Source organism: Dyella silvatica (assembly GCF_026283955.1).
Taxonomy (GTDB): domain Bacteria; phylum Pseudomonadota; class Gammaproteobacteria; order Xanthomonadales; family Rhodanobacteraceae; genus Dyella_C; species Dyella_C silvatica.
Genome location: NZ_JAPDPE010000047.1, coordinates 1 through 26,436, shown reverse-complemented (window position 1 = coordinate 26,436; position 26,436 = coordinate 1). Strand labels below are relative to the sequence as shown.

At 61.2% G+C, this 26,436-nt stretch carries 20 protein-coding genes and 2 pseudogenes; 7 read left to right on the top strand and 15 right to left on the bottom strand.

The window, feature by feature from the left end:
* Window positions 1-78: 78 nt before the first annotated feature.
* From OUZ52_RS11085 to mnmG, 5 genes are all read right to left on the bottom strand, one after another.
* Window positions 79-1,935, bottom strand: coding sequence for an autotransporter outer membrane beta-barrel domain-containing protein (locus tag OUZ52_RS11085; RefSeq protein ID WP_266158451.1), 1,857 nt, complete (start codon window positions 1,933-1,935; stop codon window positions 79-81).
* Between the two features lie 145 nt (window positions 1,936-2,080).
* Window positions 2,081-3,916: an autotransporter outer membrane beta-barrel domain-containing protein gene (locus tag OUZ52_RS11080; protein ID WP_266158450.1), complete on the bottom strand. Its 1,836-nt coding sequence runs from the start codon at window positions 3,914-3,916 to the stop codon at window positions 2,081-2,083.
* A 144-nt stretch (window positions 3,917-4,060) separates the two neighbouring features.
* On the bottom strand, window positions 4,061-6,394 hold the full coding sequence (locus OUZ52_RS11075) for a Tex family protein (RefSeq protein ID WP_266158449.1): 2,334 nt from the start codon (window positions 6,392-6,394) through the stop codon (window positions 4,061-4,063).
* Between the two features lie 107 nt (window positions 6,395-6,501).
* Window positions 6,502-7,278 (bottom strand): RDD family protein, encoded by a 777-nt coding sequence (locus OUZ52_RS11070; protein WP_266158448.1) that lies wholly within the window; start codon window positions 7,276-7,278, stop codon window positions 6,502-6,504.
* Window positions 7,279-7,415: 137 nt separating this feature from the next.
* Window positions 7,416-9,293 (bottom strand): tRNA uridine-5-carboxymethylaminomethyl(34) synthesis enzyme MnmG, encoded by a 1,878-nt coding sequence (gene mnmG, locus OUZ52_RS11065; protein WP_266158447.1) that lies wholly within the window; start codon window positions 9,291-9,293, stop codon window positions 7,416-7,418.
* Window positions 9,294-9,916: 623 nt separating this feature from the next.
* On the opposite strand from mnmG, the gene OUZ52_RS11060 reads away from it, so the two are divergent.
* Window positions 9,917-10,138 carry a hypothetical protein gene (locus OUZ52_RS11060; RefSeq protein WP_266158446.1) on the top strand — a complete coding sequence of 74 codons (222 nt, stop codon included), beginning with the start codon at window positions 9,917-9,919 and terminating at the stop codon, window positions 10,136-10,138.
* 6 nt (window positions 10,139-10,144) lie between these two features.
* Here OUZ52_RS11060 and pepN read toward each other — a convergent pair whose 3' ends face one another.
* On the bottom strand, window positions 10,145-12,814 hold the full coding sequence (gene pepN / locus OUZ52_RS11055; RefSeq protein ID WP_266158445.1) for an aminopeptidase N: 2,670 nt from the start codon (window positions 12,812-12,814) through the stop codon (window positions 10,145-10,147).
* A gap of 44 nt (window positions 12,815-12,858) precedes the next feature.
* On the opposite strand from pepN, the gene OUZ52_RS11050 reads away from it, so the two are divergent.
* From OUZ52_RS11050 to OUZ52_RS11030, 5 genes are all read left to right on the top strand, one after another.
* A complete protein-coding gene (locus tag OUZ52_RS11050) occupies window positions 12,859-13,881 on the top strand; it encodes an aldose 1-epimerase (protein WP_266158444.1) in 1,023 nt (340 codons plus the stop codon).
* The gene (locus tag OUZ52_RS11045; RefSeq protein ID WP_266158459.1) at window positions 13,881-14,795 is read left to right on the top strand and encodes a pyridoxal-phosphate dependent enzyme; all 915 of its coding nucleotides are present in this window, start codon (window positions 13,881-13,883) and stop codon (window positions 14,793-14,795) included. The genes OUZ52_RS11050 and OUZ52_RS11045 overlap by 1 nt, the downstream gene beginning before the upstream one ends.
* Before the next feature lie 419 nt (window positions 14,796-15,214).
* Window positions 15,215-15,850, top strand: coding sequence for a hypothetical protein (locus OUZ52_RS11040; RefSeq protein ID WP_266158443.1), 636 nt, complete (start codon window positions 15,215-15,217; stop codon window positions 15,848-15,850).
* Between the two features lie 172 nt (window positions 15,851-16,022).
* Window positions 16,023-16,766 carry an MHYT domain-containing protein gene (locus OUZ52_RS11035; RefSeq protein WP_266158442.1) on the top strand — a complete coding sequence of 248 codons (744 nt, stop codon included), beginning with the start codon at window positions 16,023-16,025 and terminating at the stop codon, window positions 16,764-16,766.
* A gap of 56 nt (window positions 16,767-16,822) precedes the next feature.
* Window positions 16,823-17,404, top strand: a complete 582-nt coding sequence (locus tag OUZ52_RS11030; RefSeq protein WP_266158441.1) for a DNA-3-methyladenine glycosylase I — start codon at window positions 16,823-16,825, stop codon at window positions 17,402-17,404.
* A gap of 5 nt (window positions 17,405-17,409) precedes the next feature.
* Here OUZ52_RS11030 and OUZ52_RS11025 read toward each other — a convergent pair whose 3' ends face one another.
* The 4 genes from OUZ52_RS11025 to OUZ52_RS11010 form a co-directional block, all read right to left on the bottom strand.
* Window positions 17,410-17,589, bottom strand: coding sequence for a hypothetical protein (locus tag OUZ52_RS11025; RefSeq protein ID WP_266158440.1), 180 nt, complete (start codon window positions 17,587-17,589; stop codon window positions 17,410-17,412).
* A gap of 99 nt (window positions 17,590-17,688) precedes the next feature.
* A complete protein-coding gene (locus OUZ52_RS11020) occupies window positions 17,689-18,165 on the bottom strand; it encodes a YybH family protein (RefSeq protein WP_266158439.1) in 477 nt (158 codons plus the stop codon).
* Window positions 18,166-18,197: 32 nt separating this feature from the next.
* On the bottom strand, window positions 18,198-18,884 hold the full coding sequence (locus OUZ52_RS11015) for a Fe2+-dependent dioxygenase (protein ID WP_266158438.1): 687 nt from the start codon (window positions 18,882-18,884) through the stop codon (window positions 18,198-18,200).
* Between the two features lie 26 nt (window positions 18,885-18,910).
* Window positions 18,911-21,082, bottom strand: coding sequence for a TonB-dependent receptor (locus tag OUZ52_RS11010; RefSeq protein WP_266158437.1), 2,172 nt, complete (start codon window positions 21,080-21,082; stop codon window positions 18,911-18,913).
* Window positions 21,083-21,469: 387 nt separating this feature from the next.
* Between OUZ52_RS11010 and OUZ52_RS11005 the strand changes: the two genes are divergently transcribed.
* The gene (locus OUZ52_RS11005) at window positions 21,470-22,990 is read left to right on the top strand and encodes an MBL fold metallo-hydrolase (RefSeq protein ID WP_266158436.1); all 1,521 of its coding nucleotides are present in this window, start codon (window positions 21,470-21,472) and stop codon (window positions 22,988-22,990) included.
* Window positions 22,991-23,086: 96 nt separating this feature from the next.
* Here the strand turns inward: OUZ52_RS11005 and OUZ52_RS11000 are convergent, their stop codons facing one another.
* From OUZ52_RS11000 to OUZ52_RS10980, 5 genes and pseudogenes are all read right to left on the bottom strand, one after another.
* Window positions 23,087-24,010, bottom strand: a complete 924-nt coding sequence (locus OUZ52_RS11000) for a c-type cytochrome (RefSeq protein ID WP_266158435.1) — start codon at window positions 24,008-24,010, stop codon at window positions 23,087-23,089.
* Window positions 24,007-24,516, bottom strand: a pseudogene (locus OUZ52_RS10995) (c-type cytochrome); the annotation flags it as partial. The gene OUZ52_RS11000 and the pseudogene OUZ52_RS10995, both read right to left, overlap by 4 nt.
* Window positions 24,408-25,526 carry a substrate-binding domain-containing protein gene (locus OUZ52_RS10990; protein ID WP_266158434.1) on the bottom strand — a complete coding sequence of 373 codons (1,119 nt, stop codon included), beginning with the start codon at window positions 25,524-25,526 and terminating at the stop codon, window positions 24,408-24,410. The gene OUZ52_RS10990 and the pseudogene OUZ52_RS10995, both read right to left, overlap by 109 nt.
* Window positions 25,526-26,080, bottom strand: a complete 555-nt coding sequence (locus tag OUZ52_RS10985) for a DsrE family protein (protein WP_266158433.1) — start codon at window positions 26,078-26,080, stop codon at window positions 25,526-25,528. The genes OUZ52_RS10990 and OUZ52_RS10985 overlap by 1 nt, the downstream gene beginning before the upstream one ends.
* A 195-nt stretch (window positions 26,081-26,275) precedes the next feature.
* Window positions 26,276-26,436, bottom strand: a pseudogene (locus OUZ52_RS10980) (malonyl-[acyl-carrier protein] O-methyltransferase BioC); the annotation flags it as partial.

Below are 26,436 nucleotides of genomic sequence, written 5' to 3'. Positions count from 1 at the left end.
GGGCGGCTTTTTTTTTGAGCAGCCTGAAACGAAGGGTAATGGCCTTCCCCGCTGGCGGGAAAGGCCATCTACCCGGCCTTAGAAGCCGACCTTCACGCCGAGGTTGACGCTGTTGTACCTCTGGCTGTTGTCGTTGAAGCGGCCGCTATAGCCGATCCAGCCACTGAGGTTCTGGCTGAACTGTGCAGTCAGGCCGATGTCGGCGGTACCCCAAGTCTTGTCCGGGTTATAGCCGGTCAAGGCGAAGCTGCCTGGCATGCTGTTCAGGCCGGCCGTGATATTGCGCGGATCGGCCTTGCTGTCGTGGTTCCAGGCGATTTCGGCATAAGGCACCAACTTGGTACCGCCCGCTTGCCACTGGCCTTGCACGCGCCAACCCAGGGTCGAGATCAGCGCATCACGCTGCTGACTGCCGAACCACATGGCGGAACTGTCGTTGCCGCTTTCGTTGTAGCCATTGACCTTAACGGTCTGCCATTCGACGTTGGCGAAGGGGCCGGTGCGAACGTTCTCAAAGTTGAACCACCAGCCGCCGGTGAGGCCGCCGCCAAGACGGTTGCCATCGGCCTTGCCGGTTTCGCTGAGCTGGGCAGTGCCGAGATTGATGCGACGGTCGATGTTGGAGAAGTTCGACTGGCCGAAATCGACATAGCCGCCGATATAGCCGCCACCGGCATGATAGGTCACATAACCGAGGCCGCTGACGTCCTGCAGCTTGTAGCCGCCACCGCCATTGAAGCTGGCGTTGTGATTGCCGATACCCAGCGCCACACCGGCGGAAATATGCTCGGTGGCGCGGATGTCAGCGCCCACGGTCAGGTTGACGTTGTTGCTGGTGGTCTTGGGCGAGCTGTTGCTGGCGTCGAAACGCTGGTTGGCGTAATCGATGTTGGCGAAGAAGCGGGTGTCGCTGCCGAGCTCGTCAGCCTGCATTTCATTGCGAATCGCGCGGGTCTGCGCGGTAGCCGCGGACAGCGGCGCTTCGCCGAGCAGCGAAATATAACCCGGGGCGCGGATGATCGAGGTCACGTACTGACCGAGCAAGGCATGACCGGCGGTGGTCGGATGCACGCCATCGGCGAACACGTAGGTGTCATTGGTGCCGGGCGCATAGGTGTAGGGCAGGCCCGAACCCTGCGGACCGCACTGCACGGAGCTTGAGCCAGCACCGCAAGCCGGGGTGTTGACGTTGGTGATGCCGTAAGCGCCCGGGTTGGCGATCACTTCATTGAGCAACTGGAACGTATTGACCGGAATGATGTTCAAGCCATTGTTGCTGAGCTGAGTGATGCCGGCATTGAGCACGCCATTGAACACCAGCGAAAGCTGAGTGCCGCCGGCCTGAGCCGCCGGGCCAGCGGCGATGGAGTCGGGCGTCTTGCCGATATCAGGCAGGTTGTAGACCACCACGTACTTGGCACCGGATGCCTGCAGCTGGCCAAGCAGGCCCACTTCGGTCTTGGCCGCGGCCGCGACGCCAGCGGCGAGCACATTCGGATCGGTCGAGTTGGCGGTCAGATAGAACACGTCGTTGGCGCCGCCCCAGACCTGATACAGCGCCTTGGAGTCAGCCACGCCGCCATTAGCGCCGAGGTACATCTGCAGCTGCTGTGGCAACAGCGGCACGCCTGCTGGCGCACTAGGATCATTATTGTTCAAGCCCGCGCCACCGAAGGCGTAGTCGGTACCACCCGCCAGCGACGGAGTCAGCGTGAAGCCGAGCGACTTGGCTACATTCTCGACCGTCGTGGTGCCCGGATTAGTAGTGAAGCGCAGCGGTGGCTGGATGCCTGGTGCGGAGGCCAGCGAGATGTTGCCGGCGTCGCTGAGGCTGTCGCCGATGACGACGACCTTGCTGAAATCGGTGGCGAAGGCGGATGTGCTGAATAGCAAGGCGGCGGTAATCGCGCCGGCAAGATGGTGAGTGCGGGGCATATCGGAAACGCTCCTGGGTTGTAAAAGTTTGTTAATCAATTGTTGACGGTAATGCATGTCCGTACGTAAGCGCATGCTGCGCTGCGTCGTTTGGAAGCGATATCGACGGACTTTTTGCTTTTTACCCTCAGATACGCAATTTCGATCAAAAAACGTATTTCAAGCCCATATTGACGCTGCTGTACATCTGGCTGCTGTCACCCACGCGGCCGCTGTAGCCAATCCAGCCGCTGAGGTTGTCGCTAAGATGTGCGCTGAGACCGATGTCGGCGGTGCTCCAGCTCTTCCTCGGGTCATAGCCAGTCAAGGTGAAGCTACCGGGCATGCTATTGAGACCCGCCGTAATACCGCGGGCCGCCGCCTTGCTGTCATGATTCCAGGCAATTTCGGCATAGGGTGAGAGGGTAGTGCTGTTTATCTGCCAACTACTTTGCACGCGCCAGCCAAGCGTGGTGATCAGAGCATCGCGCTGCTGCTGATCGAACCACATTGCGGAGCTGTCGCTGCCGTTTTCGTGGTAACCCTTGATCTTTATCAACTGCCGTTCGACGTTGACGAATGGACCCGTGCGTAGGTTGCTGAAGTCGAACCACCAACCACCAGTGAGGCCTTGCCCCAGGCGAGTGCCATCAGCTTTGCCGCTCTCGCTGAGTTGGGCCGGGCCAATGATGATTCGGCGCTCGATGTCCGAGAAGTTTGAATGAGCAAAATAAGCGTAGCCGCCAACGTAACCACCACCGGCGTGATAAATCACATAACCCGTACCGCTGAGATCTTGCAGCTTGTAACCACTGCCAGCAGAGTCAGCCTTGTGCTGACTGATGCCCAGAGCAACGCCGGCTGAGATATGGTCACTTGCGCGTACATCGGCACCTATCGACAGGTCTACGTTATTGCTGGCGGTCTTTGGCGAACTGCTTTGCGCGTTGAACTGTTGGTGCGAATACTCAATATTTGCGAAGACTCGCGTATCACTACCCTGGATATCAGCGAGCATCTGGTTTTGGATTGCACGGGTCTGAGCGGCACTTGCAGCTAATGGAGCCTCACCGAGCAGAGAAACGAAACCTGGAGCTCGGATAATCGAAACCACGTACTGGGCAACCCTCGCATTGGCTCCAGACGTCAGACTCGTAAAGTCGGCGTATAGGTAAGTTTGATCGGTGCCAGGAAAATAATAGACATTATTATTAATACTCACCGGTCCGCACAACATCGCGTCAGAACCGTTTCTACAGGCTGGCTCGGTAACGTTGGTAAATCCATAAACGGAGGGTCTGGCGATAAATTCGTTGATTAACTGAAATGCATTGACCGGAATAATATTGAGGCCTTTCTGGCTCAGTTGATCGATGCCGGAGTTGAGTACATTGTTATAAACATTGGTTAGTAAAACTACGTGACTTTGAGGAAATAAGTCGCCAGCGGCTGGTATTCTGAAAATGTCCGGCAGGTTATAGACAACGATATATTTAGCGCCTGCCTCCTGCATCTGGGTCAATAGATTGATTTCGTCTCGAGCTGCGATGGTCGTTAATGCAGAATTTGGAATAGACGAATCGTACGCAGTTTGCACAACATCGTTAGCACCGGCCCAAACTTGATAGAGCGTATGTGGATCAGCCTTGCCACCATTACTGCTAAGGTAGGTTTGGAACTGCGTTGGCAGCGTTTGAATGGAAATATCGCCGAGAAAGCCTGAGTAGCCATAAGCGTAGTCGGTGCCGCCAGTGAGGAGGGATGCTTGCAAGTTAAAGCCAAGCGTCGAAGCGACATATTCAACAGTGGTTAGGCCAGGGTTTGTAGTACCGCGAACAACGAATTGGGGCTCCTTTTGCGTCAGATAGCGCAAACTGAGATTCCCTGCGTCACTGAGGGTGTCGCCGAATACCACAATCTTGTCGAAGTCTGTGGCGTGGGCAGACATACAGAAAAGCAACGTGGCACAGAAGATGCGGGCACGGTCACGTGTGTTTGGCATGAGTGATATGTCCAGGATGGAATATGCAAACCATTAGGCATGGCGTATGCCCGCACTGCGATATTGTTGCAATGCGGGCCTACTCTAGCCGGGAACATACGATAATTTCAGCTGCTTTTTGGCAGGGCCATACCTGAACGCCGTTTAGCGTTTCATGGCGCGCGACAGCGCATCGGCAAAAGCACTATTGCCAGGAGCTGGTGCGGGCTTGGGGGCACCACCACCGCCGCCGGGACGGGGGCCGCGATGGTCGCGCGCGCCGCCACGGTTCTCGTTGCCTTCGGCCGGCCGGCCGGCACGAGCCTGGCCAGGCTCGTCATCCAGGCGCATGGACAAGCCGATGCGTTGGCGCGGCAGGTCGATCTCCATCACCTTGACCTTGACGATGTCGCCGGCCTTCACCGCATCGCGCGGATCTTTGACAAAGGTATGCGATAGCGCGGAAACGTGGACCAGGCCGTCCTGATGCACGCCGATATCGACGAAGGCGCCGAACGCGGCCACATTGGTGACGCGGCCTTCCAGAATCATGCCGGGGCGCAGGTCTTTCAAATCCTCGACGCCTTCGGCGAAGCTCGGTGCAACGAATTCGGGGCGCGGATCGCGGCCGGGCTTCTCCAGCTCTTTCAGAATGTCGCGCACGGTCGGCAAGCCGAAGCGTTCGTCGGTGAACTGCTCGGGCTTGAGGCCGCGCAGAAAACCGCTGTCGCCGATGATGGCTTTCACCTCGCGACCGCACTGGGCAATGATGCGCTCGACCACCGGATAAGCTTCCGGATGCACCGAGCTGGCGTCCAGCGGATTGTCGCCGCTCGATACGCGCAAGAAGCCGGCGCATTGCTCGAATGCTTTGTCGCCCAGGCGCGGTACCTTCAGCAGTGCCTTGCGGTTGGCGAATGGGCCATTGGCATCGCGATGTTTCACCACATTCTCGGCGACGCTGGCGGACAAGCCGGCCACGCGGGACAACAATGCCGCCGAAGCCGTGTTGACGTCGACGCCAACGGCGTTTACGCAATCCTCCACCCGCGCATCCAGCGCGCGCGCCAGCTTCACTTGGTTCACGTCGTGCTGATACTGGCCCACGCCAATGGCCTTCGGCTCGATCTTTACCAGCTCGGCCAACGGATCTTGCAGGCGACGGGCAATCGATACCGCGCCACGCAAGCTCACGTCGAGCTCGGGGAATTCTTTGGCGGCAGTCTCCGAGGCGGAATACACCGACGCGCCTGCTTCGCTGACCACGACTTTGGACAACATCAGCTCGGCGTGCTTCTTCATCATCTCGCCAGCGAGTTTGTCGGTTTCGCGTGAGGCGGTGCCGTTACCGATCGCAATCAGATTCACGCCGTGCTGTTTGCTCAGCTGAGCAAGCCGCGCCACGGATTCATTCCACTGATTGCGCGGCTGATGCGGGTAGATAGTGTCCGTGGCGAGCAGCTTGCCGGTGGCATCGACCACGGCAACCTTCACCCCGGTGCGAATACCCGGATCCAGGCCCATTACGGTCTTGGCGCCCGCCGGTGCGGCCAACATCAGGTCCTTCAAGTTATCGCCGAAAACCCGGATGGCTTCGTCTTCGGCGCCTTCGCGCACGCGGCCAAACAAATCGAGGGTGAGGTGCAGATGCAGCTTCACGCGCCAGGTCAGGCGCACGGTTTCACGCAGCCATGCATCGGCAGGGCGGTCGCGATGGACGATCTGGGCGCGCGAGGCGACCCGACCCTCGCCTTCGAGGTGGCCTTGCTCAGCATCCACGTTCGGGGCCAGTTCGAGCTCGATCACGCCCTCGTTGCGCGCACGCATCAGTGCCAGCAGACGGTGCGAAGGAATCTTGCCGATCGGTTCGACGTGATCGAAATAGTCGCGGAATTTCGAGCCTTCATTCTCTTTGCCGGCGACTACCTTGGCGCGGATCTGGCCTTTATCCCACAACCAGTCACGCAATTCGCCCACCAGCTGGGCATCTTCGGCAATGCTTTCCATCAGGATCGCGCGGGCGCCATCCAGGGCGGCGCGCACATCGGCCACGCCTTTTTCGACATCGATGAAGGCCTCGGCAAACGCTTCCGGTGATTGCGTGGGGTCTTCGCGCAGGCCGGTTGCCAGCGGTTCCAGTCCCGCCTCGCGGGCGATCTGCGCCTTGGTCCGGCGCTTGGGTTTGTACGGCAGGTAAAGATCTTCCAGGCGCGCCTTGGTATCGGCGGTGAGAATGTCGCCCTTTAAGGCATCGCTGAGCTTGCCCTGTTCTTCAATGCTAGCGAGGATCGCCCCGCGGCGCTCTTCCAGTTCGCGTAGATAACGCAGGCGTTCTTCCAACATGTGCAGCTGGGTATCGTCCAGGCCGCCGGTGGCCTCCTTGCGGTAGCGCGCAATAAACGGAACGGTGGCGCCGCCATCGAGTAGATCTACGGCCGCCTGCACTTGGTCAGGTTTGGCGGCGATGTCTTGGGCAATACGTTGTTCGATGCTAAGCATGGGGCTGAATCAGTTCCTTGTTAGCCGGCATGAACATGCATGCGAAATCGGCCAAACGAAGACGGCGCCGACCCCAAAGGTTCGGCGCCGTCGTGAGCGCGGGGGGATCAGGCGCTGAACGAGTCAGTGCTGTTGCTGGCCGGGTTGGATGCGCCTTTGCTTTCGCCGGCGCGGCCATTCAGCACCAGGGTGCCGGCGATGAAATCATGCAGTCCCTGTCTACGCTGGGTCCAGGCAACCATCAGAAAACCGATGCCAAAAATAAAGGAGCTGAGGAACTTGGCCGGATAGCGACCAAGCGCGCGTGGCAAGCTGATCCGCGCGCCATGCAAGTCGGTGACCCGAATGCTCAGCGCCCGCTTGCCGAGAGTCGCTTGCCAGACCGAGCTTTCGCATAGTGCGAAGTAAAGCCAGGTCATCACCGTGATGACTACAATGGCCGGCGTCATCACTGAATAGTATTGACCGATAGCCGCAAAAATCGCCGACGGATCATTCGGGGTCGAGGTTTGCGCTTCCAGCAGCGCCGCTTGAGCTGCGTCGCCGCCCATCATTTTCTGAATCAGCAGGCCAGGGACATACAGCACGATGGCATCGAGCAGATAGGCGCCGACTCGCTTCCAGAAGCCGGCGTCGCTCTCGCTATCCTGCACTGCAACCGCTGCCGGCAAGGGCGACGCGGGTAAGGCCGGGGGGATGGGCGATGCCGGGGAGGCTAACGGCCGTTCTTCGGGAAACAGGATGGCCAGCGGTTGCCAGTCAGCGAGTCCCTCGTACCAGCCCAGATCATCGCGGCTGACCTGGCCGCTACGCAGCCATTGCCGGATGTCGTCTTCTTTATAGGGACCATGACGTTCCCCATCTCGGCCGATCCAGACTTCCATTCTAGGCACTCCGCTTGGTGATTTAGGCCACGCATGATGCCACGGCTTGTAGGGGCATACCTTGTGCGCGATAACGCGACGGTTTCACACGTTGCAGGCGTGGTTTAGCGCCGGACAAATCCAGCAACGCAGCAGGGTCAGGCTGCGTCGCGGCGTTTGACGTGCACCAGCAGCAACGAGATCGCTGCGGGCGTCACCCCGCTGATCCGCGCCGCCTGCCCGATCGTCGCCGGCAAGCTCCGCTTGAGCTTGAGCAGGACTTCGGCGGACAGCCCGCGAACCTTGTCGTAGTCGAAGCCAGAAGGGATCGAGGTGTGCTCATTGCGGCGCTGGCGCTCGATGTCTTCGCGCTGGCGTTCGAGATAACCGGCGTACTTGGTTTGCACCTCGACCTGGGCGGCGACGTCGTCGCGCGCTACGGCAGGGCCGAGCTCATTGACGGTGGTGAGCTTGGCGTAGTCCAGTTCCGGGCGGCGCAGCAAGTCCAGGGCATTGGTTTCGCGGCTGACTGCAATGCCGAGCTGCCGTTCGATGGCCGCGCCCAGCGCGTTGTTCGGCGCTGCCCACAGCGTGCCCAGGCGTTGGATCTCGTGCTCCACCGCTTCGCGCTTGGCGCGCAAGGCATCGAAACGCGCCTGCGCCACGACGCCTAGCGCATGGCCGCTTTCGGTCAGGCGCAGGTCGGCGTTGTCTTCGCGCAAATGCAAGCGATATTCAGCGCGCGAGGTAAACATGCGGTAGGGCTCGATGGTGCCGTTGCTGGTCAGGTCGTCGATCAGTACGCCGATGTACGCCTGGTCCCGGCGCGGATACCACGGCGCCTTGCCCTGCACTGCCAGGGCGGCATTGAGACCGGCGATCAGGCCCTGCGCGCCGGCTTCTTCATAACCGGTGGTGCCATTGATCTGGCCGGCGAAATACAGGCCTGGAATCGTCTTGGTTTCCAGCCACGGTTGCAGTCCGCGCGGATCGAAATAGTCGTATTCGATGGCGTAGCCGGGACGGGTGATATGGGCGTTTTCGAAGCCCTTGATCGAGCGTACCAGGGCCAGTTGTACGTCATACGGCAGCGAGGTGGAGATGCCGTTCGGATAGATCTCGAACGTGTCGAGGCCCTCCGGTTCGATGAAAATCTGATGCGATGATTTATCGGCGAAGCGCACCACTTTGTCTTCGATCGACGGACAATAGCGCGGGCCGATGCCCTCGATCTGGCCGCTGTACAGCGGCGACCGATCCAGCGAGCCGCGAATCAGTTCGTGTGTGTGCTCGCTGGTGTGGGTAATCCAGCAACTGATCTGGCGCGGATGCTCGCTGCGTGAGCCGAGATAAGAGAACACCGGCGTCGGGTCGTCGCCCGGTTGTTCTTCCAGGCCCGAGAAATCAATGCTGCGCATATCGATGCGTGGAGGCGTGCCGGTTTTCAGCCGGTCGGCGGCCACCGGCAACTCGCGTAGGCGCTGTGCCAGGGTGCTGGCCGGCGGATCGCCCGCGCGTCCGCCCGCATACTGCGCCGGGCCGATATGGATCTTTCCCGCGAGAAACGTGCCGGCGGTCAGCACCACCGACTTGGCGCGGAACGACAAGCCCATCTGGGTGACCACGCCGGTGACCCGACCAGCTTCGATGATCAGGTCGTCCACCGCTTGCTGGAACAGCTCCAGGTTGGGCTGTGTCTCGACCATGTGGCGGATAGCCGCTTTATACAGCGCGCGATCGGCCTGGCAGCGCGTAGCGCGCACGGCCGGGCCCTTGGAGGCGTTGAGCGTGCGCCACTGAATGCCGGCACGGTCGGCGGCCTGGGCCATGGCCCCGCCCAGCGCGTCGATTTCCTTGACCAGGTGACCCTTGCCGATGCCGCCGATGGCCGGGTTGCAACTCATCTGGCCGATCGTTTCGATGTTGTGGCTGAGCAGCAACGTGCGCGCACCGCAACGCGCCGCGGCGAGTGCAGCCTCAGTGCCGGCGTGGCCGCCACCGATCACGATGACGTCGTAGGAAGTGGGATGAAACATCGAAGCTGCCTTGGCGGAGCAAAAGTGGACCAAATAGGCCCTATGTTAACGCGATCAAGACCTTAGAGCCTGTGCCATGCCGCCGCCGTGAGGCCGCGTTGACCGCCGCTGCTGGCTCTCATGGCCACTGGCACAGTCCATGCTTTTCCTCACTTGCACTTTCAAGGGCAGAAGCCGCGCGGTGATGCGCGCGCCGAGATCGAATTACAGGGGTTCGATCGCGTGCTGAGAGAGGAAGCAAGACGGCGCCCTTCGGGGCGCCGTCGTCTTTTAGATCTTAGATTTGGCTCAGCGTCAGGGGCCATGCCAGATAAGATCTGGCGCCCGGCGGTCTCAGGAACAGGGGGAATCCAGGATGACCGTGTTGCCGGGCGCCAGAAACTGATTGATCGGTGGGCCTGAGCGAGGACTTATTGCTCAGACTCGTGGGTAGATAGTTACCCGCAGCATGTGAACACGAAGTGACTAAAACGGGCGTATTCCCCGAAACACGGTGTCCGATTGGGGCAGCTGCTGACACGGTGCGTCAGGTTGTGATCGAGCGCATGACGGCGCCGTGAAATTCATCACGTTCCTGGCATGGTGGTTGCTTCGCTACACGTAGGACCACTCGGAGGAGTGTCATGGGGCAGCAAATTGATATGGGTCGGATCGATTTTAAGCAGGCGGATTTTGGCTGGGTGCATTCGCATCACGACCTGCTGATTGAAATCAGCAAGGTCGAAATGGCCATGGAACACCTGGAGGCCCGCAGTGAGCAGGAGCGCGCCGCGCTGCGACCAAAGCTGGAGTCACGCATAAGCCGCTTGCGTGACGAGCTGAAGGATCTGCCAGCACATGCTTGAGCGGGTTTAAGCCCCCGCTGCAGCGTTACCCAGCATGTTCTGTACGATCTCGGCCAGGTTGCGCGACAGCTGCGGCTCGGCACTCAGGCTGATGATGGCCGACCGCGCGGCCTCGCGGCGTACCGGCTCCAGTCGCTTCCAGCCGTTAAGCACCGTCGCCAGACGGGCGGCGACCTGGGGGTTGAGCAAATCCAGTTGCTGTAGCCGTTCGGCGAGCCAGCGATAAGCGGCACCATCGATGCGATGGAATCCGGCAGGGTTGTTGCGCGCCCAGGCGCCAAACAGGGCGTTGACCCGGTTCGGGTTTTTCAGGGTGAAGGCAGGGTCGCTCTCCAGCAGCTGCACGCGAGCCAGGGTCAGCTCACCCGGCAACTGAGTCTGCACGGCAAACCATTTATCCAGTGCCAGTGGATCGCCCGCATGGCGTTCGCGAAAGTTGGCCAGCGCCGAGGCGGCCTGTGGCGCGTCGCCGCGCACCAGCACGCTGAGCGCCGCCAGGCGGTCGGTCATGCTGGGCGCACTCATATATTGATCTGCAGCCAGCGCATGGGCCGAGGGCGCATCGATCAGCGACAGCAAATCAAGTACACGCCGCTTGAGCCGGCGTTGCGCCTGACTGGCGGCGTCGAGCTGGCGCTGGGTCTGCGATGCCAGCGCCTCGTAGCGCCGCCGCAATGAGGCGCCACCGATACGCGCGCCAAGCTCCTGTTGTAGCTGTTGTCGCAGGGCGTGTACCTGCGCTGGGTCCACGACCTGTTCGCGCTCGGCCAGCTCGATCTCGCCGGGCGGGGTGAACAAATCGGCAAGCAAGGCGTCGTCATTAAGATGAGCATCCTCGAACAGCTCGGCCAGTGCGCCGCACCAGGCGCTCAGCGCCGTGGCATCGCCGCCGTGCCGAAGTGCGTCGTAAGCGCGGGTGGCCAGTTGCTGCGCAGCTTCCCAGCGATTGAAGCCATCCTTGTCGTGACGCAGCAACAAGGCCAGCTCGCCGGGCGCGTAGTCGATATCGAGAATCACCGGCGCGGAAAATCCACGCAGCAGCGACGGTATCGGTAGTGCATCGATCTGCTGAAACACAAACGACTGCTCAGCACGGTCAAGTACCACGACACGCTCGTTGCCCGCGGTATCGGCGTGGCCTTGCAGGTGCAATGGCAGCATGCGGCCGTCGGCTGCAAATAGCGCCAGCTTCACCGGTATCGGTAGCACCTGTTTGTGTGGCTGTCCCGGGGTTGGCTGGGTGAGCTGGCTAAGCGTCAGCGTGTAGCTACGCGATGCCGCGTCGTAATGACCGCGCGCCTTTAGCCGTGGCGTGCCAGCCTGGCCATACCAGGCCAGATAAGGCATCAAGTCGATACCGTTGGCTTCGCCCAGTGCGCTGAGAAAATCCTCTAGCGTCGCGGCGCGGCCGTCATTGCGTGCAAAGTAAAGATCCATGCCACGGCGAAAGCCCGCGTCGCCGAGCCGGCCGGCCAGCATGCGCACCAGCTCCGAGCCTTTTTCATACACCGTCGCGGTATAGAAGTTATTGATCTCGCGATATTCCGCGGGCCGCACCGGGTGCGCCAGCGGACCGGCATCTTCGGGAAACTGTGCGCGGCGCAACAAGGCCACGTCTTCAATACGCTTAAGGGCAGGCGAGTTCATCTGCGCAGAAAACTGTTGCTCGCGAAATACCGTCAGGCCCTCTTTCAGCGAAAGCTGAAACCAGTCGCGGCAGGTCACCCGGTTGCCGCTCCAATTATGAAAGTACTCATGCGCCACCACCGCTTCCACCGCGCGATATTCGTCGTCGGTGGTGCTATCCGGGTCGGCCAGCAGGTATTTTGCATTGAAGATATTGAGGCCCTTGTTCTCCATCGCACCCATATTGAAGTCGTGGGTGGCGACCACATGGAATACATCGAGATCGTAGTTGCGGCCGTAGGCTTGCTCGTCCCAGCGCATTGAACGCTCCAGCGCGTCCATGGCGTAATGGCAGCGCTCAATCGCATCCGCCTCGGCCCAGATCACCAGTAGCACCGGCCTGCCATCGGCGGTCAGGTAATCGCGTTCGATCTTCTCCAGCCGGCCGGCGACCAAGGCAAACAAATAACTCGGCTTTGGGTGCGGATCGATAAAGCGCGCCCAATGCCGGCCGCCGTCGAGGTCACCAGCGCCATCCGGGTTGCCGCCGGCCAATAACACCGGAAAACGCCCGCGGTCGGCGCGCAGCGTGACGGTGTAACTACTCAGCACGTCGGGTTGATCGGGAAAGAAAGTGATGTGGCGGAAGCCCTGCGCCTCGCATTGCGTCAGCAAGAAGCCGGCATCGCGCGAGCCCGACAGGTACAAACCTTCCAGTGCCGTATTCGCCGCCGGGTTCAGTCGCACGCGGGTCTCCAGCACGCTGCCGTCGCGGGCGTTATCGATTTCCAGCAGGTTGTCCGCATAACGATAACTACCAGCCGGTACCGGCTGGCCGTCCAGGGTGATGCTCAGCAACTCCAGCCCCTCGCCATCCAGACGCAATGGAATGGCCTGCGCCGGGTCATGCCGCAGCCGCAACGCGGCGCGTACTTCGGTGGCATCGATGCCGAGATCGAAGTCCAGCTCGATATGCTCGACCCGCCATGCAGGGGGGCGATAGTCGCTAAGCAGAATGGGAGCAGAGGCGGAGTCAGGGCGTGCATTCATATCGGGAAAGTCAGTTGTCGCAGAGTGATGCAGGCTAACATGCGGTGCTTTACGGACAGGACAAGTCGATGCGCTACCGGGTCGAGCATGAGCTGTTGGGATCTCATCAAGTGGTCGGGTTGAGCGACAGCACAAAGCAGTGGCGGGTGCGTATTGCGCGCCGTGGCGCCACGGTGCTTAGTCTGGAGCTGCTACGGCAAGGCCAGCTATTCGATCTGGCGGATGGTTTTCGCGATGCCGCCGAGCTGGAGGCACGGCCGGGTTCGCGCTTTGCGGTGATGGCGCCGTATGCCAACCGCGTCGACGATGCACGTTATCGCTTCGCCGGCGAGTGGCACGATTTGCAGCCGGGTATCGAAGGGGCGGCCCGCGCTGCCCGGCACGGGTATTTGCGCGACGAAGATTTTTCGATCGAGTCGGCGATGGCCGATGAGGCTGGCGCTACGGTGGTTTTTGCCAATCGCTCGATTCGTCCCGGCGTGCATCCAGGCTATCCCTACGCGCTGGATATCAGCGTGCGCTATACGCTGGCCGACGACGGGCTCAGCCTCGAAACCGTGATGCGCAACGTAGGCGATCGCGCCGCGCCATGTTTTTTTGGCTGGCATCCCTATCTTCGCGTGGCCGATGGATACGTCGACGATTGGGAGTTGAGCGTGCCCGCGGCCAAGCTGGTCCGCACCAACGCCGATTACATTCCGCTGGCCGGCACTGCGGCTTACCAATCGCTGGATGACGTACCGGCCATGGACTTCCGCACGCCGCGCCGTATCGGTGCGCTTGAGCTCAATCATGCCTATGCGGAGTTGCATCTGGATGCCGATGGCCGCGCGCGGACACGGCTGCGCGATCCCGCCAGCGGTTTGCAGCTGGCGGTATGGCAAGAGTCCGGCGTGATGCTGGTATTCAGCGCCGACACGGTCAATCGCGATCAACGCCGCGCACTGGCCCTGGAGCCGATGCAAAGCATGGCCGATGCCTTTAATCGAGACGACTGCGCTGCTGCCATTCGCTTGGAGCCCGGTGCCGAGCGCCGCTATCGCTGTGGCGTGGAGATGGGGTCGTGATGACGCTTGCCGTACCAAGTTTCGACGATATTTGCGACGCGGCGGCTCGCATCGCGCCCTACGCCCATGTCACCCCGGTCATGCTGCATTTCAAATGCGAGAACCTGCAGCGTGGCGGCGCCTTCAAATTTCGTGGCGCCTGCAACGCAGTCTGGTCACTGGACGATGAGCAGGCCAAGCGCGGTGTGGTTACGCACTCGTCCGGCAATCACGGCAATGCCCTGGCGCTGGCGGCGGCAACACGCGGCATCACTGCACATGTGATCGTGCCCGAAGGCGCCGTGCGCGCCAAGCTCGAGGCGATTGAGCGGGCCGGTGCCGTCCTGCATCGCTGCGCCGCCACCCAGGCAGCGCGCGAAGCCAAGGCTGCCGAAGTCCAGCAAGCAACCGGCGCAGAGCTGGTGCACCCCTATACCGATCCGCGTGTCATGGCCGGGCAGGGCAGCCTGGTACGCGAGCTGTTGAATCAGTCCGGCGGCCTGGATGCGCTTATCACCCCGGTGGGCGGCGGCGGCCTGGCCTCCGGCTGCGCGATTGCCGCGCATGCATGGCTACCGCAATTGGCCTTGTACGCCGCCGAACCGGAAGGCGCCGATGATGCCGCGCGATCGCTGGCGCAAGGTGCGCGCGTCGGCAGCTTCGTTCCCGATACGGTTTGCGACGGGCTACGCACGTTGCTGGGCGAGCCCAACTTCGAGGTGCTGCGCGCGCATCGTGTCGAGGTGATCACTGTCAGTGACGCGCAAACCATCGCGGCGATGAAGTTGCTGTGGCGCGAACTCAAGCAAGTCATCGAAGTATCCAGCGCCACGGTATTGGCCGCGGTGCTGCAGCGACCGCAGCTATTTGCGGGCAAGCGCGTCGGTCTGGTGCTTAGCGGCGGCAATGTCGATCTGGATGCCTTGCCTTGGTAGCCTGAGTTGCAGCTTGAGTGCAACGATTACCTGTCGATCTTTTGAGCATGGCCACGGCATAAGAGAAGCCATTTCAAGCCGATAAAATCCGCCAATGGAATCCGTAAGTTTCCCTGGTTTGAAAAGGATTCAAAAAAATCACGGCTAAAGAGTCAGCATGCCTGCCTCTTTGTCTAAGTTTTGTGATTAATCTTCGAAGTGCGTCACAGCTCCGATTAATCATCTTGACCCCATATAACTTGTGTACCAGCATTCGGCGCAGGCATAGGGGGAATGCTTCAATGATCGAGCTGGAGATCCAGATTTTGTCGGATCGACGGGAAGGCCTATTAGTGGAACTTGGCCGTACCGTGGTAGCAAATGGTTTTACATTATTGCGGCAACGCCTGGCCCAGGATGATCAAGGCGCTTGGCTGACCATGGTCATACGTGGACCCGCCGAGCAGCAGTTGGCACTGGAAGAAGCACTAGGCACGCATGCCCGCGTGCGAAGTTTCGAAAGCTCTTTATCCGAGGGCGGCGGCGCGCAGGCAAGCAGCGGACCGCCTGCGGCACGTGCGCCAGCGGCAGCCAGGGCCTCGATGCCGGCTACAGCTACGCCAGTCGCCGCCGGACCTGACGTGCGTCAGGTCGAGAGTGCGTTGCCGCAATTGGCGAAGGATTATCCGCGGATCACGCCCTGGTTGCTTACCTTGCAACGCGCGGTAGCCCCCGAATCACGCGATGCATCTTTACAGTTGGCCGGTCGCCGTACCGGCGTGTGGGTATTCAAGCGCGATTACGCCATGGGCGCCAAGCTCGGTTTATCCGATGCCGTCAAGCGCATTGGTGTGCCGGCATTGCGCGCGTTGGCCAGCGTCGAACAACACGGCGAACAGCTACATATTCATAACAGTCCATTATGCTCGCCGAGTGGCCCCTCAGGCTGCAAATTCTTCAGTGGTTATCTGGAGGGTTTGCTGGGCGCATCTATTGATCCGCAAACCGTGCTTGTGCGCAGTCTTTACTGCCGCAGCCACGGTGCCGTCGATTGCATTCTCGAAATCTCGCATTGAGTATTTCGCACTGAGCTAGGACAGCTCTGCATTAATCACGATCTCGGTTTTCATCGAGAGGACGATTAATGCATTCAATAATGAATTTGACGTGGCATTCGCCAACAGACGTTTAGCGTGTGATCGGTATGGCCAATCACACAACATCCACGTGACCTTCAGGAGATGAGTCATGCATGCGCACCAGAACTATAGCCTGTTATTAGTTGTACTTTCGTACGTGATCGCAGTCCTTGGTTCATTCACGGCTTTGCAGCTAGCCGTCGGTATTCCACATGCCCAAACCGCCCGTCAGCGCTGGAGCGGGGTGTTCGCCGCGGGCGCGGTAATGGGTGTAGGTGCGATCTGGGCGATGCATTTCATTGCCATGCTCGCCTGCGACACGGGTATGCCGGTGACCTACGATTTACCGCGTACCACCATGTCGGCGCTGATTGCTTTTGGTGCCTGTTCGATCGGGCTGGCGGTGGCGGGAAGCGCCATTTTCAGCTGGTCCAAATTAGTGGTCGCCGGCGTGTGCATGGGGCTGGGTGTGGCCGGTATGCACTACCTGGGCATGGCGGCCATGATGATGGGGGCCGATATCAGCTACAACGTGGGCCTGGTGGCGGTCTCGGTGGGGATCGCCATTGTCGCGTCGATCGCCGCGCTGTGGCTGGCCTTCAATCTGCGTGGTCCGCTGCAGATGCTTGGCAGTGCCTTGGTCATGGGCGTGGCTGTCTGCGGCATGCACTACACCGGCATGGCTGCCGTCAATTTCGATGACAACGGTGGACGCCTGCCGGAGAATTTCGCCAATGGGTTGCGCGGCAACAATCTCGGTGCCGGCATCTTCATTGTCACCCTGGTGATGCTGCTGGTGGTGCTGGGCGTCAATTACATGCGGCAGCAACGCCGGGCCCAGGTGAGCATTTAGCCTCAAAATGGCGATGGTGGCGCTATCCTGTGCCTCCTTCGATAGGAGATGCAGGTATGGCGCCACTCATCCGTTGTCACTGGGCTTCCGGCAGCGACATCGAACGCGACTATCACGACGCCGAGTGGGGTGTGCCCCTGCATGACGATCAGGCCTTGTTTGAGTTTCTTTGCCTCGAAGGCGCGCAGGCCGGTTTGTCGTGGCGCACGGTACTGGCCAAGCGTGACAACTACCGCCGGGCTTTTCACGATTTCGAGATTGCCCGCGTGGCGGCGATGAAAGACCGTGAGCTGGAAAAGCTGCTGCTCGATCCGGGTTTGATCCGCAATCGTCTGAAAATCAGCTCGACTCGCGACAATGCTGTCGCCGCGTTGAAGGTGATCGATGAGCACGGCAGTCTGGACGGCTATCTATGGTCGTTCGTCGACGGCAAGCCGATCCAGAACCGCTGGCGCGAACGCGGCGACGTACCCGCTACCACGCCGCTGTCAGACCGCATGAGTAAAGAGCTGAAGAAGAAAGGCTTCCGCTTCGTCGGCAGCACGATTTGCTATGCCTTGATGCAGGCCACCGGCATGGTCAATGACCATCGCGTGGACTGCTTCCGGCACAAAGTGTGTGCCGGCCTGCACGGATAGCGGGCTCAGCGTGGCGTGCGCAGGCTTGAGTTGCGCAGTGCGGCTTCGTGCAGGATCTCGTCGAGCGCGGCTATTTCCAGCGTATCGAGCACATTGTGGCCCGGTGGATGCGGCGTGGCGGGCGGCACGCTGCCGTCCGAAGTTTGCCCTTCGATGGCGGTGGGGTCCGTAGGCGTAGGGCTCATATGTGCTTCCTTGAGGTTCGGCGGATTCTATCGCGCGGCCGTTCGGCAGGCCTATCCCCCGGCGTGGGGTAGTAGGGCGTGGGGCAGCAACCGGTTCGCTCAGGCGTGGTCCCTCTGCCACATGATCCGGACGAACTTCCAATGGCCGTCTTTCTGTTTTTTCATGGTGCGCAGAAAGCGGCCGTGAAACGTTTCGGGCGGCTTCCCGGCGTCCTGAAACGTGGCATCGAAGTAGCCCCACTCGGTGGCCGTTCTTCTGCCGATCCGCAGGTCTTGAATGTGCGGCGTGTACTGCAAGACCTTGGTATCGTCTTTGGCGTAAAAGGCCCGCAGCGCTTTGCTGCCGCTGATGGCCGGTTCGTCCTGTCCCAGCAAAACACCGTCATCGGCCCATAATGCGGCCAATTCGTCCGGGTTTGCATGCAGGGTCGCGGCGATATCGGCTTGATGAAGCTTGCCTATCTCGGCCCTGTCGGCATGGCCTGGGTCGATCTGTTGCCAGGCCCAGTAGCCCACGACGACAAAACACGCTACAAACAACACCGCGATGAATAAGCCTGCGTGACTGCGCTTCATGGCCGCTTCTCCTCAGTCATTGCCGTGCAAGGCTAGGTGTCCGACCACATCCGCAACAGGTTGTGATAACACCCGGTCAGTTGTACCCGCGATGCCTGGTCGGCCTGGGTCGCCGTCAGCTGCTGGATGGCGTTGTCCAGATCGAACAGCAAGGTGCGCTGGCCATCGTCGCGAACCAGGCTTTGCACCCAGAAGAAGCAGGCCAGACGCGTACCGCGCGTTACCGGATTGACTCGATGCAGACTGCTGGCCGGGTAGACCAGCATATGGCCGGCCGGCAACTTCACCGACTGGGTACCGAAGGTGTCTTCGATCACCAGCTCGCCGCCGTCGTAACTTTCCGGCGGCGCCAGAAACAAGGTGGCGGAAACATCGGTGCGCAGCCTTGCCCCGTTGCCCGGCAGCAACCGGATCGAGCCGTCGACGTGGTTGCCGAAATGCATGCCGCCCTGATAGCGGTTGAACATCGGCGGGTAAACCCGATTGGGTAACACCGCACTGATAAACAGCGGATGGCGCTCTAGCGCGCCGAGCACGATGTCGCCGAGCTCAGCAGCCAGCGCCGAGCCTTCGGCAATCTGCATGTTTTGCTTCACCTGCACGCCCTGATGACCGGCGGTGACGCGGCCATCGACCCAGGGCGCATCGTCGGCGTCCAGCCGCTGTCGCAGAAATTGCAGTTGCCCGGCATCGAGCAGATCAGGGACATGCACCAGCATGGAGGCCTCGGATATAGAGCGGATGCTTAGATCTTAAACGTCACGGTGATCAGCTCCGTACGACCGACGCCAGGCACTGAGCGCCCGCCATCGGACGGAATCAGAGCATCGAAGTAACGTTTGTCGGTCATGTTGAGCAGGTTCAGGCGCAGATCATAGCGAGGTTGGTGATAAGCAAGGGTGGCGTCCCAACGGGTATAGCCGCCGGTGCTGACCACATCGGTGTTGGCCGCGTAGCGCTGCGACAGGTAGCTAAAGCCGCCACCCAGCTCCCAGTTGCCGGCAAAGGTATAAGTGCTCCAGGCGGTCGCGCTATTGCGTGGGGTATTGGCTGGCACATTGCCTTGCGTGCCATCGAGCGCCTTGACGATACGCGCATCGAGATGGGTATAGCCGGAGAAAATCTGCCAATGATCGGTGAGGTGTCCGCTGGCGCCGACTTCGGCGCCGCGTACGCGCACGGTGCCATCCAATGCATTGGTCTTGGTCACCTCGAACACCGCCGAGGTCAGCTCCAGGCGCTGATCGAGTAAATCCCACTTGCCGCCGATTTCATAGGAACGATTTTTCTCCGGCGGCAGGTTCTGCGTGCCGTTAGTCACCGTCAACGTTTCCAGCGAAGGATTGAACGAGGTGCCGTAAGAGACGTAGTACGACTGCTGCTCGCTCGGCTGGTAAATCACCCCGCCACGCACGCTGGTGAAGTAATTCGTCTGCGCAGCGCCGGCCGGCAGCGAAAGGGTGTTGCTGATGTCGGCCTTGAAGCGGTCACGGCGCAAACCGCCGATCAGCTGCCATTGGTCATTGAGCTTGACCGTATCGTTGACATAGGCGGCAAAGGTGTCCGCGCTGGCCTTGGCGTCATTGCCCACCACCGTCGTTACACCCGCCGGGGTCGCTCGATAGGAGGGGTTGAGCAATGAGATCAGCGGCAGGCCGTTACGCGTATGGGTCTGGTTGTCGTAACTGTCATGGCCCAACTCCACGCCGGCGATCAGCGTGTGCGCCATGCCGGCGGTCTCGAAGTTCGAGATCAGGTCGGTCTGGCTATCCAGCGACCTGTCGTGGATGACGCGGTCGTGGCTTTGCAGCTGACCGTAAAGCTGACTCAGCGGCAGGTTGGTCGGGTTGCCTGCCGCCGCAGTGAGCGTGACGCCCGCCGACGTCACCACGCTATGCACCGCGGTTTCGCGCGCATCGGTGGTGTAGTGGCCGTACTGCAATTGACTGCGCAGCGTTACGTCGGCGTTGAACACATGCTGGATACGCGCGTTGAACAGGCCGACATCCTGGATGGTGCGGTCGTTGGTCAGGCCGTAGAAGTTGTCGTGATCGGCGTTCACCGGCCGCCCGTTGACTGCCGGAAAGCCGTAGTCCGGCATATCGTCATTGTGTTGCAGCAAGGCCGACAAGGTGATTTCGGTGGGCGTGCCGATGCCAAAGCGCAGCGACGGCGCGATGCCGTAATCCTTGTTGGCCAGCCGGTCGCGGGTGGAATGGGTGTCCTGGCCGAACACATTCAAGCGTACGGCCGAGGTGGCTGACATGGGCTGATTGATATCCGCGGTGCCGCGATAGCGGTCGTCGCTGCCCACCGTGGCGGAGACTTGCATCAGAGGCTTGAGTTCGGCTTCCTTGCTGACCTGGTTGATCACGCCGCCGGTGGAGCCGCGGCCGAACAACATGGACGATGGCCCCTTCAGTACCTCGATGGCGGACAGGTCAAAGGTGTCGCGGTAGTACTGGCCGCGATCGCGAAACCCATCCATATAAATATCGGTGCGGGCGGTGAAGCCGCGCAGATTGATGTTGTTGCCGATCTGCCCGCCCTCGGCACCGCCGATGGTGATGCCGGGCACGTTGCGCAGCGCATCCTGGAACGAGGCCGCTCCCTGCGCATCCAGCAGTGCGCGGTTCACCACCACGACTGACTGCGGAATATCCCGCAAGGGTGCCGGCACCTTGGCGCCTACGCTGGAGCTGTCGGCGTTGTAGCTATTGCCGAGCACGCTGCCGGTCACGTGCACCTCATCCAGCGTTTTCGTCGGGGATTTGGCCTTCTTCGAGGGGGTGTTTTCACCGTTCGCAGGTACGCCGGTTCCCTCGGCAGGCGTGCTGGACTGCGCATGAGCGGCAGACAAGGAAAGCATCAACATGATGGCGGCATGTAACGGCGCAAAGCGGAAATTCAGGGTCATGAGGTCGCTGTTCGATGTGCTGGTAAGGGCGCTGGATCGGCGCGGAATCCTTCTCGGCGCCACATTTGCAACGGGTCCCGATGACCTTGCCAGGCATCGTAGAGAATGCAAATCATTCTTATTTTCAGCGGTATTCCAAAAACTGTAAAGCGTAAGTTAGTGCGAGTTACCGCGGCGTCGGACCTCATGCTGTCGATGCCGCCTTGCCTAGATGGAGGGATAAGCGTCTGGCAGCAGACCGGTCACGCCATGACTTCCCGCACGCGGCGAGCTATCGGCACAGTCCCTAATCTGCGCGCTCCGGCCGATCAGGCCATGGTTAGGACGCACCTCGTGGCTTGCCGATCGTTCTTTCGTGGCTTGCTTGCCACGACGATGGCTGTTTCTTTGAGTGGGGTTTTTCTGAGTGGGGCCGCCATGGCGGCGGCCGAATCATCCGCGAGCGCTCCGGCCAATCCGCCAGGCTGCGAGCGCGCAAGCGCGCAAGACTGCCTCGGCCTGGCCATGACGGCGATGGGTGGGCGCAGCAGGCTCGCGGCGATCCACAACGTGCAGCTCGAAGCGATCGGCCATACCTTGCTGACCGAGCAGTCGTATCGGCAAGAACCGTTTATCAGCTCGTATGAGCGTGGCGTGCAGACGCTGGATTTCGCCAACAGCCGCGTCGTGCGCAACACGCATCTGGTCTGGCCCGAGGCCGACGACCCCAAGAGTGCCGAGATCGACAGCACTTTTATCGCGACTTTGCAGGGCGGCGTCTACCACCAGAAAGAGGGCGACATACCCGCCTCGCGCGCGGATCTCGACAGTGTGAGTGACGCCTTGTCGCTGAGCCCGGAGCGCTTGTTGCTGACCGCGGCGGCGGCGCCCGATCTGCATTACGAAGCCACCGTCATGTTGCGCTCCACGCCACACGCTGCGTTGGCTTTTCAGTGGCATGGCCTGTCTGTGCGCATCTTGCTCAAGGCGTACAACCATCTGCCTGATGCGTGGGAAAGCACGCGTCCCTTCAACGATTTCTGGTACGCCTGGGGCGATGTCGCCCAGCGGGTGTATCTGGATAACTGGGTGCTGGTCGATGGCGTGGTGTATCCCACCAATCGCATCGAAGAACGTAATGGCGTGCTGTGGAAATCACTGCAAGTGCTGGATACGCACTTCAACGTGGCAGTGGATGACAAGCGCTTTGCCATGGACGCCGACACCGCCGCCAAGAGTGCGCAGGGCAAGGGCTGGGAGCGGGCCTTCAGCGATAAGAATCAGCTGACCCTGGCGCCGGGTGTCGATCTTTATCAAGGCGCGTGGAATACCACCTTGATCAAACAAGACGACGGTGTCCTGGTGTTGGAGGCGCCGATTTCCGGCAGTTACATGCAGGGTATCCTGGCCCAGGCGCACAAGTCGTATGCCGAGGCGCCGATCAAGGCGGTGATCTCCACCTCGGACTCCTGGCCACACACCGCAGGCGTGCGTGAGGCTGTCGCCGCGCAGCTGCCGGTGTATGTGCTCGACCTTAACCGGCCACTACTTGAGAAGCTCGTCAGCTCGCCGCATGCCCTGCGCCCCGACCGTTTGCAAACGGCGCCCCAGGCGGCGCGATGGGAGGTCGTCAGCGGTAAGCGGGTGATTGGCAGCGGCGCCAATCGGGTCGAGCTTTACCCCTTGCGCGGTGCGGCCACGGAGCGGCAGTACATGGTGTATTTCCCTGCGCACAAATTGCTTTACGCCAGTGACACCTTGTCGATCGACCCGCAAAGCCATGCCTTGTACGACCCGCAGTTGATGCATGAAGTGCTGCAGGCGGTTATGCGCGAACATCTTGCGGTGGACACCGTCTACGCCATGCATCAACAGCCCACCCCATGGCGCGAGATCGTCGAGCGTCTAAAGGCCTCGACCAAGTCATAACGCGCCTCGAGCTATCGATGCGCGATGGGTCGAACCCGCTAGCTCGGCGCGGTCTTCAATGCGTCGCCGAGCTGCCCTGGCCAAGCCGATGACCATTCACTTCGATGCCGTACAGCGATGTCGGCGTGTCGTGATATTTCGCCCGCGTCTGCTCCACATTGCCGTTGTAACGCGGGTCTTGCGGGCGCTCATGAAATACGCCACATCCCATGCGTCTTGATCGCTCAGGCTGTTGCCGCGCCCCAGCGGCATGTTCGCCTTGATAAAGCCGGCAGCCTTGTCCAGCTCATGCATGCCTGCGCCCCAGTTGAACGATTGCGGCCCCCATAACGGCGGAAACACATAGCTGCCGGCGGCCTGCTGGCCTTGTCCGTCCGCGCCGTGGCATAGCGCGCAGCTGCGCTGAAAAACCTGTTCGCCGCGCGCGAAATCAGCGGTCTGCGCTGGCTTGGCCAGCTTCGGATAGCCACGGCCGGGCATCTCCTTGCCCAACGGCACGCCGCGCGACATCCAGTAAGCGTAGCTCTCCAGCGCAACCAATACGTCGTCACCCAAGGGGGGCGCCTTGCCGTTCATGCTGTACATGAAGCAGCCCTGCAAACGCTCGGCAAAACTGTTTACGTGGCCGTTCTTGCTGCGATAAGCCGGGTACATGTCGTAGGCGCCCCATAGCGGGCCCGAGTTGGCCAGCCGGCCGGCATCCATATGGCAGCTGGCGCAGTTCAGCGGATTGCCGACATACGCTTTGGCGTATTGCCCGGTGTGCATGAAGATATCCCGCCCCAGCTTTATCGACTTGCCGAAACCGTCGTTGGGAATGCTGGCTTCGTCGGGCGCGGCGAAGGCCGCTGGCGTGGTCGGTGTCGTCGTTGCCGCGACGCTAGCCGTCGACGATGAGCGCTCGGCTGCTGGCGATGCGTCTAGCTGTGAGTGGCTGCCGCAGGCGCCAAGCAGTGACGTCATCAGCGCCAACAGCAGCGCAGAGCTGCCGCTCAATAATGCGCGGGAGCAAGGCCTCATGGCTTGGATTCCTTCGAGGGCGCGGCCATCGGCTGCGCGGCATACCATGCCGTCACGGCGTCGATATCCGCCTCGCTGAGCTGGGCCGCCACGCCTTGCATCAAGCCCAGCGGATCGTTGTGCCGCGTGCCTGTCTTCCATGCACGCAACTGGTTAGCCAGATAGATTGCCGACTGCCCGATCAGCGGCGGGAAATGTTCGCCGACGCCGCCACCGTCTGCCGCATGGCATTGAACGCAGGCGGGCAGACCCTGTGACCAGCGGCCGCGCGATGCCAACACGGCGGCGGATGCGTCGACCGTTGCCGCGGCCGGTGTCGCAGCTGGAACAGGCAGCGCCGCGTAGTAGTTCGCCAACGCCGCCCGCTCGCTTTCGCTCAGTGCGGTGGCGATGGGCTTCATGCTGGCGTTGTCGCGGGTTCCCGCAGCGAAATCATCCAACTGCTTGCGCAAATAAGCGGCTGGCAAGCCGGCCAGTCGCGGAAACCCCGCGGCGGCCTGGCCGCCGCCATCGGCCCCGTGGCAGGCCAGGCACGGCGCCGCAGCACGGCCATTGCCTTGATGCGCCAGGGTGTTGCCATCGATGTCAGTGGCCGCCGCATGGCTGGCATGAAGGCGAGAAAGTCGCGGGCTGCCTCGGGGTGCGGTGCCTTCTTCATGCTGGCCGCCGTATAGGTGGCGACGGCGTTCTGCGCGGCGGGAATCGCCACTGTCTCTACCGGTCGATGCAGGATCTGCTGCTGAAAGTACGCCTCGGTCGACCACACCGGCGCCGCATCCGAGTCGCCCTGAAGCACCCGCAGCGGCGATTGCCGATGATGGATCTGGGTGAGAAAGGTGCTGCCGTCCTTCACCTTGGCCTGCATGATTTGCTGATCGAGCGCCTCGCCACCGGCTTTGCGGTAGCTCGCCTCGATTTGCCGGGCAATGCCCTCCCACTGCGGGTTGGGCATGCTGACGCGTACCTCCGGTCGGCCCAGATCAGCCAGCCCCTTGATGCTCTTGGGGTTGCCCTTGGCCACCAGGATCGCCAGCGGATTGCGCGCATAGTCGTAAGTCTCGGCAAACCAGCCTTGCTGTTTTTGCCGCTCTTCGATGGCGTTCTTGCCGTCGGTGAACACATCCGGCTGCAAGGCAATGCGCAGATTGCCCATCACCAGCGAACCGGTTTCGATCTGCTTGGCCAAAATGCCTGGCGGCAGTGTCTCGACATAAATCCGCGAGTACTGCGGGTGCGCCTGCTTGAAGGCCTCGATCAGGTCGTGCACCACCATGAACTGATTGCCGGCAAAGAACACCGTCAGCTGCGGATCGACAATGTCGCCGTGCAGGTCTGCGATCGCATCCACCGGCGGCACCGCAAAAGACACACCGCCCGCAGGCGGTGGATTCCACGGTGGCAGATAGTCGGTGCTCGCCGCCAACGCCTGGCCGCAGAACGCGGCTAGCAGGGTGGCGGCCAGTGCCGTGCGGCTCAGGCTAGAACGACGCGACCTGCCGGGAGCTCGCGCCATCATCACAGTGGCATCAGGGCATAACCCTGCTGCTGCAATTCGGTGATCGTGGTCAACGCCGACAAAGCCAGCGTCACATCCTTGGCCACCCATTCGTTCTGGAAGTGATTCTCCGCCACTGCCTGGCCACATACCGCGATATCGACGCCAGCCTTGCGCAGCTGAGCGATCACCGGCAAATTGGGGTTGGCGACGCCGAACTTGGCACGGTAGTGCTCATCGTCCAGCACCAGTGGTGTCGCCGGACCCGATGCTACCGCGACAAACTTCAGCTGCTCCAGCGGCACGCCGGAAGCGGCATACAGGTTCACCGTGCGCGCTACCCGTTCCAGGGCCGGGTTGACCTCGCCCGGTTTGCCGCTGTCTTTGCTGAGCGAGAACACGACTTTGTAAGTGGCCTTGCGATCAGGCTGGTACGCCGCCTGCGGCAACGGATGAAAGGCGCCGGCCGCGGTGATCGGCGACGGCGCGTCGGCAGCCATGGCAGCGGCCGCTCCCAACAGTCCGCCAAAGGCACACAGCACAACACTTGAGCGAAGCAGGTTGATACGAAACATCGGTAAATCCCTCTATGGATGATGGCGCGCCGCATCGGCAGTAGCGGCAACGCTACGCTTGCTGTCGCCATCAGACAATTTCATGTTTCGTATATGACCTATAAGCCGGGCTTAGCGCCTGCCGCCGGTCGCCTGCGATAGGTTGGGGTGCGCGCTGCTCACCCCAATCCACGCGCCCGCATGGTCTTGTGTTGATCAGCGGCGGCGTGAGCCGCGCAGGCTGTCGACCGAGAAGCTGGCGATTTCGCCGCCATCTTTGCCGCGGCGCGATTGCCCGGGCGGCGGGCCCCAGGCATGGGCGGTAACCACTTCCCAGGTGGCGGGAACCCGGCCGTCGACGCGCATGCCTTCATAGG

Bases quoted from the DNA above. Each gene is read 5' to 3' on its own strand.
- pepN (WP_266158445.1), bottom strand. From the start codon at position 12,814: ATGAATGCACGCCCTGACTCCGCCTCTGCTCCCATTCTGCTTAGCGAC.
- OUZ52_RS11035 (WP_266158442.1), top strand. From the start codon at position 16,023: ATGCATGCGCACCAGAACTATAGCCTGTTATTAGTTGTACTTTCGTAC.
- OUZ52_RS11030 (WP_266158441.1), top strand. From the start codon at position 16,823: ATGGCGCCACTCATCCGTTGTCACTGGGCTTCCGGCAGCGACATCGAA.
- OUZ52_RS11010 (WP_266158437.1), bottom strand. From the start codon at position 21,082: ATGACCCTGAATTTCCGCTTTGCGCCGTTACATGCCGCCATCATGTTG.
- OUZ52_RS11070 (WP_266158448.1), bottom strand. From the start codon at position 7,278: ATGGAAGTCTGGATCGGCCGAGATGGGGAACGTCATGGTCCCTATAAA.
- OUZ52_RS11040 (WP_266158443.1), top strand. From the start codon at position 15,215: ATGGTCATACGTGGACCCGCCGAGCAGCAGTTGGCACTGGAAGAAGCA.
- OUZ52_RS11060 (WP_266158446.1), top strand. From the start codon at position 9,917: ATGGGGCAGCAAATTGATATGGGTCGGATCGATTTTAAGCAGGCGGAT.
- OUZ52_RS11080 (WP_266158450.1), bottom strand. From the start codon at position 3,916: ATGCCAAACACACGTGACCGTGCCCGCATCTTCTGTGCCACGTTGCTT.
- OUZ52_RS10990 (WP_266158434.1), bottom strand. From the start codon at position 25,526: ATGATGGCGCGAGCTCCCGGCAGGTCGCGTCGTTCTAGCCTGAGCCGC.
- OUZ52_RS10985 (WP_266158433.1), bottom strand. From the start codon at position 26,080: ATGTTTCGTATCAACCTGCTTCGCTCAAGTGTTGTGCTGTGTGCCTTT.
- OUZ52_RS11085 (WP_266158451.1), bottom strand. From the start codon at position 1,935: ATGCCCCGCACTCACCATCTTGCCGGCGCGATTACCGCCGCCTTGCTA.
- OUZ52_RS11025 (WP_266158440.1), bottom strand. From the start codon at position 17,589: ATGAGCCCTACGCCTACGGACCCCACCGCCATCGAAGGGCAAACTTCG.
- OUZ52_RS11045 (WP_266158459.1), top strand. From the start codon at position 13,881: ATGACGCTTGCCGTACCAAGTTTCGACGATATTTGCGACGCGGCGGCT.
- OUZ52_RS11015 (WP_266158438.1), bottom strand. From the start codon at position 18,884: ATGCTGGTGCATGTCCCTGATCTGCTCGATGCCGGGCAACTGCAATTT.
- mnmG (WP_266158447.1), bottom strand. From the start codon at position 9,293: ATGTTTCATCCCACTTCCTACGACGTCATCGTGATCGGTGGCGGCCAC.
- OUZ52_RS11020 (WP_266158439.1), bottom strand. From the start codon at position 18,165: ATGAAGCGCAGTCACGCAGGCTTATTCATCGCGGTGTTGTTTGTAGCG.
- OUZ52_RS11000 (WP_266158435.1), bottom strand. From the start codon at position 24,010: ATGAGGCCTTGCTCCCGCGCATTATTGAGCGGCAGCTCTGCGCTGCTG.
- OUZ52_RS11075 (WP_266158449.1), bottom strand. From the start codon at position 6,394: ATGCTTAGCATCGAACAACGTATTGCCCAAGACATCGCCGCCAAACCT.